Source organism: Rhizobium sullae, from assembly GCF_900169785.1.
In the GTDB taxonomy this organism is placed as follows: Bacteria; Pseudomonadota; Alphaproteobacteria; order Rhizobiales; family Rhizobiaceae; genus Rhizobium; species Rhizobium sullae.
Map to the genome: position 1 here is coordinate 54635 of NZ_FWER01000037.1, position 14121 is coordinate 68755.

At 60.2% G+C, this 14121-nt stretch carries 9 protein-coding genes; 6 read left to right on the plus strand and 3 right to left on the minus strand.

From position 1 onward, the window contains the following. Positions 1–4: 4 nt before the first annotated feature. The 3 genes from BN1800_RS26650 to BN1800_RS26660 all read left to right on the plus strand — a co-directional run bounded on the left by BN1800_RS26650 (position 5) and on the right by BN1800_RS26660 (position 7100). Positions 5–2482, plus strand: a complete 2478-nt coding sequence (locus BN1800_RS26650; RefSeq protein ID WP_087001842.1) for a glycosyl hydrolase 2 galactose-binding domain-containing protein — start codon at positions 5–7, stop codon at positions 2480–2482. Positions 2483–2529: 47 nt separating this feature from the next. Further along, complete coding sequence (locus BN1800_RS26655) at positions 2530–3714, plus strand: glycosyltransferase family 4 protein (RefSeq protein ID WP_027512105.1); 1185 nt, start codon at positions 2530–2532, stop codon at positions 3712–3714. 80 nt (positions 3715–3794) lie between these two features. Beyond that, positions 3795–7100, plus strand: coding sequence for an oligosaccharide flippase family protein (locus tag BN1800_RS26660; protein ID WP_087001843.1), 3306 nt, complete (start codon positions 3795–3797; stop codon positions 7098–7100). A gap of 17 nt (positions 7101–7117) precedes the next feature. On the opposite strand, the gene BN1800_RS26665 is transcribed toward BN1800_RS26660, so the two are convergent. The 3 genes from BN1800_RS26665 to BN1800_RS26675 all read right to left on the minus strand — a co-directional run bounded on the left by BN1800_RS26665 (position 7118) and on the right by BN1800_RS26675 (position 9621). Continuing rightward, positions 7118–8299 (minus strand): glycosyltransferase family 4 protein, encoded by a 1182-nt coding sequence (locus BN1800_RS26665; RefSeq protein WP_087001844.1) that lies wholly within the window; start codon positions 8297–8299, stop codon positions 7118–7120. A gap of 119 nt (positions 8300–8418) precedes the next feature. Next, positions 8419–8655, minus strand: a complete 237-nt coding sequence (locus BN1800_RS26670; protein ID WP_027512108.1) for an Lrp/AsnC ligand binding domain-containing protein — start codon at positions 8653–8655, stop codon at positions 8419–8421. Positions 8656–8727: 72 nt separating this feature from the next. Next, positions 8728–9621, minus strand: a complete 894-nt coding sequence (locus BN1800_RS26675; protein ID WP_087001845.1) for a LysR family transcriptional regulator — start codon at positions 9619–9621, stop codon at positions 8728–8730. Between the two features lie 91 nt (positions 9622–9712). Here BN1800_RS26675 and hglS point away from each other — a divergent pair, with 91 nt between their 5' ends. The 3 genes from hglS to amaB all read left to right on the plus strand — a co-directional run bounded on the left by hglS (position 9713) and on the right by amaB (position 14076). Then, a complete protein-coding gene (gene hglS / locus BN1800_RS26680; protein ID WP_179213897.1) occupies positions 9713–11143 on the plus strand; it encodes a 2-oxoadipate dioxygenase/decarboxylase HglS in 1431 nt (476 codons plus the stop codon). Positions 11144–11210: 67 nt separating this feature from the next. Next, the gene (locus tag BN1800_RS26685) at positions 11211–12494 is read left to right on the plus strand and encodes an NAD(P)/FAD-dependent oxidoreductase (RefSeq protein ID WP_087001847.1); all 1284 of its coding nucleotides are present in this window, start codon (positions 11211–11213) and stop codon (positions 12492–12494) included. A 43-nt stretch (positions 12495–12537) separates the two neighbouring features. After that, on the plus strand, positions 12538–14076 hold the full coding sequence (gene amaB / locus BN1800_RS26690; RefSeq protein ID WP_087001848.1) for an L-piperidine-6-carboxylate dehydrogenase: 1539 nt from the start codon (positions 12538–12540) through the stop codon (positions 14074–14076). Positions 14077–14121: the final 45 nt, after the last annotated feature.

A 14121-nucleotide genomic window follows, 5' to 3' on the forward strand; every position in this document is an offset into this window, starting at 1 on the left:
GAGCATGCGGGGGCGGTTGGCGAGCGTCGGTGCCGAAGAGGTCTTGCTTTCCGAAGGCTGGAATCTGGTTTTGACGGAACCGGGAACCTGCGCGACGCCGCGCGACATTCCGCCTTCTTCGAAGTTCATTGCCGCGCCCGTTCCCGGTACAGTGGCTGACGCTCTGGAGCGCGCGGGTCTCTTCGATCGCGAAAATCCGGAGCCGCTGAATACCAAGGACGCTTGGTATGTCTGCAGGCTCTTCGACGCCGTGCCTGGCGACGCTATCCTTCGTTTTGAAGGGCTTGCGACGCTCTGCCATGTTTTTCTGAACGGCCAGGAAATCCTTTTTTCCGAGAGCATGTTTGCGGCGCATGAGATCCCGGTCACGCTTGTGGGCGGCGATGATGTCGCCCTTTGCTTCCGTGCCCTCGGTCCCCGTCTAACGGAGCCCGGCGCCCGCGCCCGCTGGCGTCCCCAGATGATAGTACCGCAAGGGCTCAAGAATGTTCGCACGACGTTGTTTGGCTACATGCCTGGCTGGTGCCCCGAAATTCATGCTGTCGGTCCTTGGCGGCCGATTACGCTTGTCCGCCGCAGCGTGATGTCGATCGACAACGTCTCGATCCGGGCTGTGTTGGAAGAGAGCGGCATCGGCCGTCTCAGCGTTTCGCTGCACACGGACGCTGAAAATCCCGAGATGCTGTTTCGCTGCGGAGAGGTGGAGCAAAACTTCGAGAAGGTCGGCGGAAATCATTATTCGGCGATCCTCAAACTTCCGCAGGTCACGCCGTGGTGGCCACATACGCATGGGACCCCGCATCTTTACGGACCGATGCTCGTTGCGGATGGCATCGAATATTCGCTCGGCAAGACCGGCTTCCGGCGGATCGAAGTCGATCATGGTGTCGATGGCAACGGGTTCGGCCTTCGGGTGAATGGCGAGCCCGTCTTCTGCCGTGGTGCTGTCTGGACGACGGCTGACATCGTTCGACTGCCGGGTGCGCGCGCCGACTACGAGCCCTTCCTGCGCCTTGCTGCCGGCGCGGGTATGAACATGATCCGCATCGGCGGCACGATGGCCTATGAGACGCCAGAGTTCTTCGGGCTCTGCGATGAACTCGGCATTCTCGTTTGGCAGGACTTCATGTTCGCCAATTTCGACTATCCGCGAAGCGACAAATCATTCATGGGACATGTTCATGCAGAGGTCGAAGGGTTCCTTCATGGAGTCCAGGCCTCTCCTTCGCTTGCGGTTCTTTGCGGCGGGAGCGAGATTCATCAGCAAGCCGCGATGCTTGGGCTACCGCAGGAATTCTGGAACAGCCCACTGTCGGAGGACGTCATCCCGGCGATTGCAGCGCGTATGCGCCCCGATGTGCCCTATGTGCCGAACTCCCCTCATGGTGGGGCCATGCCTTTCTCGCCAAATGCCGGCGTCACGCATTTTTACGGCGTCGGCGCCTACATGCGCCCGCTCGAGGACGCCCGTCGCGCCGATGTTCGCTTTGCCGCCGAAAGCCTCGCCTTCGCCCATGTTCCGCAGCAAAAGACGCTGCAGCGGCATCTGGATGTCCCGGCGGTCCATAGTCCGCTGTGGAAGGCTCGCGTTCCGCGCGATCGAAGTGCCTCCTGGGATTTCGAGGATGTTCGCGACTTCTACCTGGAGGAACTTTATGACGTCGACCCAGCGGCGCTGCGCCGCGAAAATCCTGAGCACTATCTCGATCTGTCCCGTGCCGTCACCGGCGAGGTTCTAACGGAAACCTTCGCCGAATGGCGGCGCAAGGGTTCGAACTGCAATGGTGCTCTTGTCTGGACGCTTCAAGATATTCTGCCCGGTCCCGGCTGGGGCGTTGTCGATTCCACCGGGGAGCCGAAGCCGGTCTGGTATGCCATGCGCCGCGCCTTCCGCACGGTTCAGGTGCTGCTGACGGACGAGGGCACGAACGGCCTCGACGTCCATGTCATCAATGAAACCGGCGAAAGCTTGCCCGTTGAACTTGAAGTCGTCTGCCTGCGAGACGGCAAGCAGAGGGCCGTCGGCGGCAGCCGTGCATTGGCAATCGCGCCAAGATCCAAGGAAAAACTCGCGGCAACCGAGCTCTTCGGTGCATTTTTTGACACGACTTATGCTTTCCGTTTCGGTCCGCCTTCCCATGACGTGACCGTCGCACGGCTGCGCTCCGCCGATGGCGACCTTCTTGCCGAAGCATTCCATTTCCCGCTCGGACGGTCGAAGGCGCTTCATGACGCGACGATCGAGGCATCGGTCCTAAGGGATGGCGATGCCTGGCTAATCGATCTGAGGACCGATCGGCTGGCACAATCGGTGCATCTCGATATCGATGGCTTCCGGGTGGATGAGGATTGGTTCCACCTCGCGCCCGGCGCTTCCAAGCGCGTGCAGCTGCGACCCATCCGGGGGATGGCGGAAGATGAAGTGCCGACGGGCGATGTCAGAAGTCTAGGCAGTTCGCGCCGTTTCGGGCTTCAGGCTTAACGATCCATGCAGAAGGCCAAGATCGACACAACCGGAAAGGCTGCAGCTTGAGAACGACGTACCGCTTTCTCCGCGCCCATGTACTTCAGCGGCTCGTCCCGAAATCACCTCTCGCCTTCGATCCCGACAAGCCGTTGGAGGTCGTGGGCTATTTTTCCATGGCCGCGGGGGTCGGGGAATCCGCTCGGCTCTGCGTTGGCGCCTTGTCTGATTCAGGACTTGGCATCCAGTCTGCCGATGTCAGCACACGTTCAGGCGAGAGCTCGCTTGTCGAATGGGCGCCGTCACGGGTGCCAGCCACCCGTCCGGGTACGCGTATCTGGCATCTCAATCCCCCCATGTTGCCGCGCGCTATCCTGAGGAAAGGTATTGGGAATTTTCCTCGTGCCTTCAATATCGGTTACTGGGCCTGGGAACTGGAAGAAGTGCCGGCCGAATGGCGGAACGCCATGCGTTACATGAATGCGATCTTCGTCCCGTCGGAATTCACCAAACGGGCGATCCAGCCGTTTACGTCCGCACCCGTCATCATTGTCCCGCATCCGGTAACGGAAAAACCCGCCGCCGAAGGCGTTCGTCGGAAATTCGCCATCGAGGAGGATGCCTTTCTCGTCAGTTTCATTTTCAGCGCCGGCTCGTCAATCAATCGAAAGAACCCGCAGGCGGTCATCAAAGCCTTCCAGATCTTCAGCGCCGAGTACCCAAACGCCTTTTTGCTGATGAAGACCAGTGGCGATATCGGCAAGGACGAGGGGTTGCAGGCGCTCGCGCGCTCCGTTGAGGGAAGCAGCCGAATCAGGATCGTCACAGACAACCTCACAAGTTCCGAAATCAACGGGCTTATCCGGGATTCCGATGCCTATCTTTCACTACACCGTTCCGAAGGCTTTGGCCTGACGGTCGCCGAGGCTATCATGCAGCGAACGCCGGTCGTTTCCACCAATTGGTCGGGCACGGTGGATTTCTGCGATTCCGAAAATACGTGGCTGGTCGAGTCCCCTCTTGTTCCGGTGGCGGATGAACATCCGGAATTCGCGCGGTTGAAAAACGCGGTCTGGGCAGACCCTTCGCCGGAGCAGGCCGCGGCGCATCTTAGGCAGATATTTCTCGCGCCCGAGGCCGCCCGGCAAAAGGCCGAAAACGCCCGTACATTCCTATTGAGCTATCTGGCGGCGCATACCTACGAGAAGGCGTTTTCAGCGCTTGCGATGACGCGCAGCCAGCCAAGCTGACGCTGCTCTGCTTTGTTTTAACATTTTCACTTTAAGGGTGATTTAATCCGGGCCAACCCGGCCTTCAGGCGGATGGATAGATGTCGAAAGGAATTATAGGAAACTCGATGATGAATGGGGCTGCAGGTATGCTGCTGCTTCTGACCGGTTTCGTTTCATCGATCATAACCGCCCGCATGCTCGGTCCCGAAGCCAACGGCATCGTCGCCTTTTCCCTCTGGCTGGTGGTGATCGGCGCTTCAATCGCCGAACTCGGTTCCAGCATCACCCTGCTCAAGACATTGCCGCAGCTAACCGCCCAAGGGTTTGATGAAAGGCGGCGACGCGGTTTTGCCGCCATCCTCGTGACCTTCATGGTCTGTTCGACAATAGTGCTTCTGGCGCTTTATGCCGCCTTTTTCCTGACATCGGAGGAAATGCACTGGGCGGAAACCGCGCCCTCCGTTGCGCTGGTGACGGGTATCCTATTCTTCATCCAGGCGATCGGCTCCTTCGTTAAATTCTACCTGATCGGCGAGAAGCGGCTTGGCGCCTTCTTTCGGCTGACGATCGTCGTCTCCCTCATCCAGCTGGTTGGTGTAGTCATCGGCGCGGTCACTCATGGTGTCGAAGGCGTCCTGATCGGTTATGCCGCCGGCCAGCTTGTGCTTTTTATTGCTACGCTGCCGGTCCTTCTCGCCCGGCGCGACTGGTGCGGCGTCTCGCTGAAATATCTCGCCTCGTCGTCGGCCATCCTGTCGATTCAGTTCATCATCGATTCCATCTTTCTCAACCGTCTCGAACTTTTGTTCCTGCAGCAATTCTGGTCGGTGGAGATGGTCGGCTACTATGCTGTCGGTCTGTCGATCGCCAATATCGCCCTGCAGCTTCCCATCCAGATGACGGGCAGCCTGCTGCCCTATTATTCGGAGCGGCGGCACAAAAGCGACGACTCGACGCTTCCGGTGGAAGTCTTCTCGGCGGTCACGCGCAGCATGGCCTATATCGTCCTGCCGATGAGTTTGGGGCTTGCCGCAATCTCCAGCGAACTCGTGGTGGTGGTGTTCGGCGAGGCCTTCCGCCGGAGCGGGCCGGTGGTCGCCCTGCTGGCGCTTGTCGCTCCCGCCTATACCTGCATGCAGATCCTCAGCCTCTACCTGCTGTCGATGGACAGAGCCCGCGCCCGTCTCACCATCAGTGTGATTGGTGGCCTAATAATGGTAGTGGGTTGTTTACTGATTGTACCTAGGCTTGCAGCTGAGGGTGCCGCGCTCGTGCGCATAGCCGTCTTTGTTGCAATGTCGGTTATGATGATCAAGCAAACCGGATTTGGATATCGACTTTCAGGACTCTACGTCAGCCTGATCAAGGTCACTCTGGCCTCGATTCTGTGCGCGTGCGGAGCTCTCGCCGTGCTGGCCTTCATTCAAGGTCCTGTCGGACTTGTCGCTGCTATTGCGGGTGGAGCGCTCTCCTATTTTGCTGCGCTGAGGGTCCTTCATGCCGTGCCGCTCGAAGACATCGAGGTGATCCGCTCTATCCTCGACAAAGTGCCGATGCTGCTTCAGGTGCCTGCAAGGCGTGCGGTCGATTTCATCACGGCGTCTTCGAACGGCCGGAAAAATGACACACCCTCCGACGAGGAATTTTCACAGGAGCCGGCCGAGGGGGCGGGGCGTAGCGCGGCCCTGCCTGTCGTCTTTGACGGCACGATTGGCCTGTTCATGCCTGAAAGCTCTGCGGCTACCAAGCGCTCGACTGCGGTTCTCTTCGTCAGTCCCTGGGGCTTCGAGGAAATGTGCAGCCGTAAGTTCTTTCGTGTCGCAGCAGAACATTTCTCGGATATCGGCGTGCCGAGCCTGCGTTTCGACTACCGCGGCACTGGCGATGCGCTGGATTTCGGCGCTCTGCCGGCAAGCCTGGAGACATGGGAAAACTCGATCCGTGCGGCCGCAGCAAAACTCAAGTCGCTCAGCGCATGCGACCGGATCATCCTTATGGGACAGGGTCTTGGCGCCACGCTCGCTCATCGAATCGGTCATGCGATCGAGGACGTGGATAGCGTCGTCATGCTCGCGCCGGTCCTGAACGGCCGAGGTTATCTCCGCGAAGTCAACATGTGGTCGAAGCTCATCCATGCCGATCTCGGCCTCGGAAAAGAGCACGTCCAGAGTGATCTGGTACAGATCGCCGGCCTGATCATGCCGGAGGCAATCGCCGCCGAAATCGGCAAGCTCAAGATAACCTCGCCGCAGAGCCTTGCCGCGCCGAACTACCTGATCGTCGAACGTCCGACGCGCGCTGAAGATACTGGCTTTGCAGAAGCCCTGAAGGCGCTCGGCGCGAATGTCGAGCAGAAAGTTTTCGAAGGCTATGACGAGCTGGCAACCAATCCGCTCTTCGCCAAGACGCCAATGGCCGTCGTGGGTTTGCTAACGCAATGGCTCGAAAAGACGACGGCTTTCTCCTCCAGCCATTATCCCATTGTGCTTGAGAACCAGGTGCTCGTCGGCGACGGATTCGAAGAAATCCCGGTGCGCTTCGGAAGTCATGACCATCTCGTCGGCGTCGTTAGCAGGCCACTTGGTCAGGCGAAGGGAAATGCGGTGCTTTTCATGTCGACGGCTTACGACCGGCATGCGGGCTGGGGCAGAACGACGGTCGACATGAGCCGCGAGCTGGCGCGCCAAGGCATCGTCTCGCTACGTTTCGACTCGGCAAACGTCGGAGACAGCGTGCCGCGTCCGGATGCGCCTGAGCAGGTCCTCTATTCAGCTAGCCAGACGGATGATGCGATCGCTGCACTCGACCTGCTCGAGACGTTCACTTCGGGACCGGTCATGGTCGCCGGCCGCTGCAGCGGCGGCTATCTTGCTTTCCGTGCCGGGGTCGCCGACGAAAGGCTAAAGGCTGTAATTTCGATCAATCCCTTCGTCTACTATTGGGACCCGAAGATGCCTGTTCGCAAGGAACACGTCGTTTCGGTGCCCCGCAGCTTCGACGATTACGGCCAACGGCTTGCCCGGCTGGATACAATGAAGCGGCTGCTGCGCGGGGAGGTGGACGTGTTTGCGGCGCTGCAGAATATATTCATCGCCGCCGGTCGCCGGCTGTCGCCGAGGATCGCGCCGCTGATCGAGTTGCTTCCCGAGCGGGGGCATATCGCCCGCGAGGTCCGGCAATCATTCACGCTCTTCGGCCAGCGCAAGGTGCCTTTAACGCTCATCTATAGCGAAGGCGACGTAGGACTTGACCATATGTACTTCCATTTCGGCCCTGGCGGTCGCAAGCTGTCGCGCTATCCGAACGTGCGGATGTTGATGCTGCAGAATGCCGACCACAATCTGACGCCGCCGGAATCGCGCCGCATCGTGCTTGATGAGATCCTTCGTCTCGCCAAGGCTTGAGCGGCATCCCACGTGGATCAGGTCTTGGTGGCGGCGCCGATCTCTAGAGATTTATAGAGGTCGATATAACGTTCGGCGACTACATCCCAGGAATATCCCCGGGCAGCATCAAGCAGGGCTTGGCGCAAGGCATTCCCTTCGAAGGAGAGCCGCCGGTAGGCTGCTTCGATTGCATCGGCGGCCGCTTGAGGGCTGGTGAAATCGGCAAGCGTGATGAGGTCGTGCCGGTTTGCAAGAGCGGTATAGGCCTCGTTGGCGTTCAGGACCGGCAGCAGCCCCGCGCTCATGGCTTCCAGCGCAACCAGGCCGAAGCCCTCGTATTCCGAAGCCGAGGCAAAGATCGAGGCGTTCGAGATGATCTCCCGAGTCTTATCGTTATCCGGCGAAATATGAAGCGTGACGCTTTCCCGAAGACTTCTGTTTTCGATCTTCCGCTCGAGATCCGAACGATTCAGATCGGATTCGGTCCCGACGATATCGAGATGCCAGGCCGCATCGCGACCCTTTAAAGCGACCATGACATCCAGCAGATGATCCAGCCGCTTGTTGACGGAAAAGCGGCCGATGGTGACAAGGCGGCGCCGCTGTTTTTGAGATGCGCCGTCGGCGAACTTGCCGATATCCACGCCGTTCTCGATCACGATGCTCGTCCTTGGCGAGATTTTGCGAAACTGTTCCAGATCGGAAACGCTGCAGCCGACAATGCGTTTGTACGCCCGTGCTGACATGCGTGTCAGCGTCTGGAACCACACTTTCTTGATCGCAGCATATTTTCGTGTGTGGAAGAAGGCGCCATGGGTGGTCGCGATCATCGGCTTGCCGTGCAGGAAACGTCCCAGCGCCAATGCATCGAAAAAGAAGTCGATTCCGTGCACGTGAATGAGCGAGGCATCTCCCAGGTGACGGAAGACTTGGGGTGCGATCGGATAGCGAGAGCTGCCCGACCAGGAGATGCGGACGACCTCGATACCGTCGATCACCTCGCGGGCCAGCAGTTTGTTGTCTCGCGTTGTGAAGAGCGAATCGAGCGTTATGACGCGGACGCGGTAGCCGTGTTTAATTGTCTGGCGGGCGAGATTGGCGACAACGTCCTCAAGGCCGCCACGGTTCGGCAGGAACTGGCGGACGACATGCACGATCAGCGGCGCAGCGCGTGTCTGCGGCACTGATGTGACGGTCTCTGTTTCCACTGCTGACATTGCGCCCACCTACCGGCCACATGGCCGCATCTCTCTGACCAGATACTGGATGGTGTTAAAGCGCGGTTTACAGGGAGCCCTGCGGAGCGGTTGTTGCGGAAGAAGGTTAACCGCGTCTGTCAGAAGGCCTTGAAGGTCAGCGTCGTCAGCGACCGTACGATGCCGGGGATATTGGCGATGTTGTCGTTGATGAATTTGCCGATATCCTGGCCCTCTTCGATGTAGATCTTCAGAAGCAAGTCGTAATCGCCGCTCGTTGAATAAAGCTCCGAGACGCGTTCCGTTTTGTAGATCGCGTCGGCAACGTCGTAGGTCTTGCCGGGCGCGCATTGGAGCTGGACGAAGATGGGCTTCATGAGGGTTTCCTGCGAAAAATTCTGATTGGGCGCATAATGCTCGAAAGCACTCTTCCGATGCAAGACGTTCCGTTATCCCGCTTCGGCTTCGGCGATGATCCAGCCGCGAAAGGCTGAAAGCGGCGCATAGTCGGCCCGCTCGGGAGGATAGGCGAGGTAATAGCGTTCGCTGCTTTCCATTTCCCGGTCGATCGCCGCGACAAGATCACCGCGCCTCAGTTCGTCCTGAATGAGAAATGTCGGAAGCAGCGCAACACCGAGACCGGCGATCGCTGCCTGTGCGGCAGTCGCAAACTGGTCAAAGAGCATACCGTGCACGTTCTGGAAGGCCACGCCGTTGGCCGCGAACCATTTCTCCCAAGCGTCAGTCCGCGTCGTCAGATGCAGAAGAGGAACATTCGGAAGATCCTCTGCCTTGGCGATGCCGTGTTGCTTGAAGAATTCCGGGCTGCAGGCGGGAACCGTCTTTTCCGACATCAGGAATGTGAGTTCCGCTCCCGGCCATTGCGGATGACCGAAATGGATCGCGGCATCGATGGAATCGAGCCGGAAATCGAAGGAGGAGAGCCGGGTGACGAGATTGATGGTCACGCCCGGGTTCTGGCTCAGGAACCGGCTGAGGCGCGGTGCCAGCCAGCGGGTGCCGAAGGTCGGCAGGATGGCGAGGTTCAGCGTTCCACCATGCGGATTGGCGCGGAGGTTCAGGGAAGCGCTGGATATACGGCGAAGCGCTTCGCGGACCTCGCGGGCATAGCTGTCGCCTGCAAGCGTGAGGCGCACCGTCTGGCGTTCGCGAAGAAACAGTTCAGCGCCGAGCTGTTCTTCCAGCGCCTTAATCTGGCGGCTGACGGCGCTTTGGGTGAGGTCGAGTTCGCGTGCTGCCGTCGTCACGCTGCCGGTTCGGGCGACGGCCTCGAAGGCGGCGAGCAATGAAATCGACGGCAGAAAACGTCGTGAAGGCAGCATGGTTCATTCCGATTGAGAATGATCTGTTTCCAAAACGTCGATATTCATGGCGTTGAAGCCCTTGTAAAGAACTTTATCCTGCAGAATCGGAATGACCCGGAGTTCTTTCATGCCGAGCGCCTTCGTTTCCACCGACCGCATCCGTTCGCTTTTCACCGAAGCGATGTCTCAGATGTATCGCGCGGAGGTGCCGCAATACGGCACGCTGATAGAGCTTGTGGCCGACGTGAATGCGGAGGTATTGGCAGGGAACCCCGAATTGCGCAAGCGGCTGGAGCGCGCGGGTGAACTCGACCGCATCGATGTCGAGCGCCATGGGGCGATCCGCCTCGGGACGGCTGATGAGCTTTTCACCATCCGCCGTCTCTTCGCGGTCATGGGCATGCAGGCGGTCGGCTACTACGATCTTTCGGTTGCGGGCGTGCCGGTGCATTCCACCTGTTTCCGGCCGGTCGACCAGGCCGCACTCAACGTCAATCCGTTTCGCGTCTTTACCTCGCTGCTGCGACTTGAGCTGATCGAAGATCAGAGACTTCGCGCCGAGGCGGAACGTATCCTGGCCAAGCGCCGCATCTATACGCCGCGCGCCATCGAACTGATCGAGCACCATGAGCAGGGCGGCGGCCTGACGGAGGCCCAAGCCGTCGAATTCGTTGCCGAGGCGCTCGAAACCTTCCGCTGGCATGGCGAAGCGACTGTGAGTGCGGAAACCTACAAGCGTCTGCACGATGCGCATCGCCTGATTGCCGATGTCGTCAGCTTCAAGGGCCCTCATATCAACCATCTGACGCCACGTACGCTCGATATCGACGGCGTACAGCGGCGCATGCCGGAACGCGGCATCACGCCGAAGGCCGTCATCGAAGGTCCGCCGCGCCGCGACTGCGATATCCTGCTGCGCCAGACGAGCTTCAAGGCGCTGGAAGAGCCGATCGCTTTCGCGGGCGAGGCGGACAAGACGCAGGGCACGCATACGGCCCGTTTCGGGGAGATCGAGCAGCGCGGCGTTGCGCTGACGGCGAAAGGAAGGGCGCTCTACGACCGGCTGCTTGCTTCCGTCCGCAGCGAAGTGCAGGTCGGTGCTGCGGGAGCCAAGGCCAACGATTATGATTCCGAGCTTACCGGGCGCTTCAAATCGTTGCCGGACAGTTGGGACGCGCTGCGCTGCGAGGAGCTAGCCTTCTTTCACTATTCCGCGACGCCTGCCGGCATCGCGGCTGCCGCTGAGGGCAAGCTGCCGCGCGATACGGAGTCGCTGATCGCCGACGGCTATCTGGCTTTCGACCCGATCGTTTATGAGGATTTCCTGCCGGTCAGTGCGGCAGGCATCTTTCAATCCAATCTCGGCACAGATCAGCAGCAGAACTACGCGACGCGCTCCAACCGCGCAGCATTCGAAGAAGCGCTGGGCGTCGCCGTGCAAGACGAGCTGAGGCTCTATGCCGAGCGCCAGTCTGCCTCTCTTGACACCGCGATGAAGATGCTGGGGGTTGCGGCTCTGGAGCTGAAAACCGTTGCCTGAGGCTGCTTCCGCAATGCCGTGGACGGCGCTAGAGTGCCTGCCGCGTTTGCTTGGAATGGACTGACCGATGCTGAATGATCCACGCTCCCACGGGCTTTGGGAAAAGACCGCACCATTGCCGCCGGAGACATCCGCGCTGCAGGGCGCGGTGCCGGCCGATGTGGTGATTGTCGGCGGCGGCTACACCGGGCTGTCGTCCGGTCTTCATCTTGCCGAAGCCGGTTCGAAGGTCGTGCTGTTGGAGGCTCAGGAGATCGGTTTTGGCGGGGCCGGCCGCAATGTTGGACTGATCAATGCCGGCATGTGGGTGATGCCGGACGATCTGCCTGGCATTCTCGGGCAGACCTACGGCGACCGCCTGCTCGATATGCTGGGCCATGCGCCGCGCCTTGTCATGGAGCTGATCGAAAAGCACGATATCGCCTGCGAACTTGAAAAGAGCGGCACGCTACATTGCGCCGTCGGCGCGGAGGGATTGAAGGAAATCGAGGCGCGTGCTGCGCAGTGGTCCGCGCGCGAGGCCCCAGTGACGCTGCTTGATGCCGCCGAGACCGCACGTCGCGTTGGCAGCAGCGCCTATGCCGGCTCGCTGCTCGATATGCGTGCGGGAACACTGCAGCCGCTCGCTTATGCGCGGGGTCTGGCGCATGCGGCTGTCAAGGCAGGCGTTTCGATCCATACGTCGAGCCCTGTTATCGCAACCGAACAAAACGGCAGCCGATGGACGGTCAAGACCAGGAGCGGGCAGGTGACCGCTGACTGGATTATCGTCGCTACGGACGCCTACAGCACCGGGCCGTGGGAACAAGTGCGTTGCGAGCAGGTACATCTGCCCTATTTCAATCTCGCGACGCCGCCGCTCGGCGATACTCTGCGCAAAGCGATCTTGCCCGGCCGCGAAGGCTGTTGGGATACAAAGGAGATCCTGTCCTCTTTCCGGATGGATCATGCCGGGCGCCTCGTTTTCGGTAGTGTCGGGGCGTTGCGCAATACCGGCGCTGCAGTTCATAGAAGTTGGGCGAAGCGCTCGCTGAAGAGGCTCTTTCCGCAGATCGGCGACGTGGAGTTCGAATACGAATGGTACGGCAAGATCGGCATGACCGACAATGCGCTGCCGCGCTTTCACAAGTTCGCTCCGAATGTCGTTGGCTTCTGCGGCTATAATGGCCGGGGTATTGCGCCTGGTACGGTATTCGGCCGTACGCTGGCGCACCATGTCCTGGGCAGGATCGCGGAGGCCGACCTGCCCTTGCCGGTTACAGACCTGCGGGAGCCCGGCTTCCGCGCGCTCAAGGAAATGTGGTACGAAGCCGGCGCCCAGGTCGCCCACTTCGCCGACGCGCGCTTTTGAGTAAAAGCTCGCATTCAAGAAGAAGAAAGTTGGAAACACGACAATGACTATTGCTACGCTCGATCTCGCAGCCGAAACGAAGAAACTGCTTTCCGAACTCGGTGTCGATGCGGACCACTATACCGGCGGCACCCTGCGTGTCACTTCGCCGGTCACCGGCAAGGAAATCGGCCGGCTCAAGGAGCATTCCGTTGCGGATGCCAAAAAGGCGATCGACGAAGCGCACAACGCTTTTGCCGCATGGCGCGCGGTTCCGGCGCCGAAGCGCGGCGAACTCGTCCGCTTGCTCGGCGAAGAGCTTCGCGCCGCCAAGCCGGCGCTTGGCCGCCTTGTTTCGATCGAAGTCGGCAAGATCACGTCCGAAGGTCTCGGCGAAGTCCAGGAAATGATCGATATCTGCGATTTTGCGGTCGGCCTTTCGCGCCAGCTCTATGGCCTGACCATTGCAACCGAGCGCTCCGAGCACCGCATGATGGAAAGCTGGCATCCGCTCGGCGTCGTCGGCATCATTTCGGCCTTCAACTTCCCGGTCGCCGTCTGGTCGTGGAATGCGGCGCTGGCGCTGGTCTGCGGCAATTCCACTGTCTGGAAGCCGTCGGAAAAGACGCCACTGACGGCACTTGCCGTGCAGGCGCTGTTCGAAAAGGCGCTGAAGCGTTTCGTCGCTGAAGGCGGGCAGGCGCCGGCGAACCTCTCGACGCTGCTGATCGGCGGCCGCGCAGTGGGCGAAGTTCTCGTCGATCATCCGAAGGTGCCGCTGGTTTCGGCAACTGGCTCCACGGCCATGGGCCGCGCCGTCGGCCCGCGCTTGTCGCAGCGTTTTGCCCGCGCAATTCTCGAACTCGGCGGCAACAATGCCGCCATCATTTGCCCGACGGCGGATCTCGATCTGACGCTCCGCGGCGTTGCCTTCTCGGCGATGGGGACCGCTGGCCAGCGCTGCACGACGCTTCGCCGTCTCTTCGTGCACGAGAGCGTCTACGACAAACTCGTGCCGCGCCTGCAGAAGGCCTATGGCTCGGTCACGATCGGCAACCCGCTGGAAAACAGTACGCTTGTCGGTCCACTGGTCGACAAGGCAGCCTTCGACAAGATGCAGTCGGCTTTGTCCGAAGCAAAGTCGGCTGGCGGCAAGATCACGGGCGGCGAGCGCGTCGAAAACGGCGCTGCCGATGCCTTCTATGTGCGTCCGGCGCTTGTGGAGATGCCGTCGCAAACCGGCCCTGTCGAACAAGAGACCTTCGCACCGATTCTCTATGTCATGAAGTACACGGATTTCGATGACGTGCTGGAACTGCACAATGCCGTGCCGCAGGGCCTCTCATCGTCGATCTTCACGAACGACATGCGTGAAGCCGAAACCTTTGTTTCCGCCCGCGGTTCGGATTGCGGCATCGCCAACGTCAACCTCGGCCCATCGGGTGCCGAAATCGGCGGTGCTTTCGGTGGCGAAAAGGAAACCGGTGGTGGCCGCGAATCCGGCTCGGATGCCTGGAAGGCCTACATGCGCCGCACGACGAACACGATCAATTACGGCAAAACGCTGCCGCTCGCTCAGGGCGTCAAATTCGACGTCGAGTGACCTACGAACACATTGGATCGGAAAGGGACGATGACGGTGACCCGC

What these genes read in the sequence shown, in the direction of transcription:
- BN1800_RS26650 (WP_087001842.1), top strand. Translation starts at nt 5, where the DNA reads ATGCGGGGGCGGTTGGCGAGCGTCGGTGCCGAAGAGGTCTTGCTTTCC.
- BN1800_RS26660 (WP_087001843.1), top strand. Translation starts at nt 3,795, where the DNA reads ATGTCGAAAGGAATTATAGGAAACTCGATGATGAATGGGGCTGCAGGT.
- BN1800_RS26665 (WP_087001844.1), bottom strand. Translation starts at nt 8,299, where the DNA reads ATGTCAGCAGTGGAAACAGAGACCGTCACATCAGTGCCGCAGACACGC.
- BN1800_RS26670 (WP_027512108.1), bottom strand. Translation starts at nt 8,655, where the DNA reads ATGAAGCCCATCTTCGTCCAGCTCCAATGCGCGCCCGGCAAGACCTAC.
- BN1800_RS26675 (WP_087001845.1), bottom strand. Translation starts at nt 9,621, where the DNA reads ATGCTGCCTTCACGACGTTTTCTGCCGTCGATTTCATTGCTCGCCGCC.
- hglS (WP_179213897.1), top strand. Translation starts at nt 9,713, where the DNA reads ATGACCCGGAGTTCTTTCATGCCGAGCGCCTTCGTTTCCACCGACCGC.
- BN1800_RS26685 (WP_087001847.1), top strand. Translation starts at nt 11,211, where the DNA reads ATGCTGAATGATCCACGCTCCCACGGGCTTTGGGAAAAGACCGCACCA.
- amaB (WP_087001848.1), top strand. Translation starts at nt 12,538, where the DNA reads ATGACTATTGCTACGCTCGATCTCGCAGCCGAAACGAAGAAACTGCTT.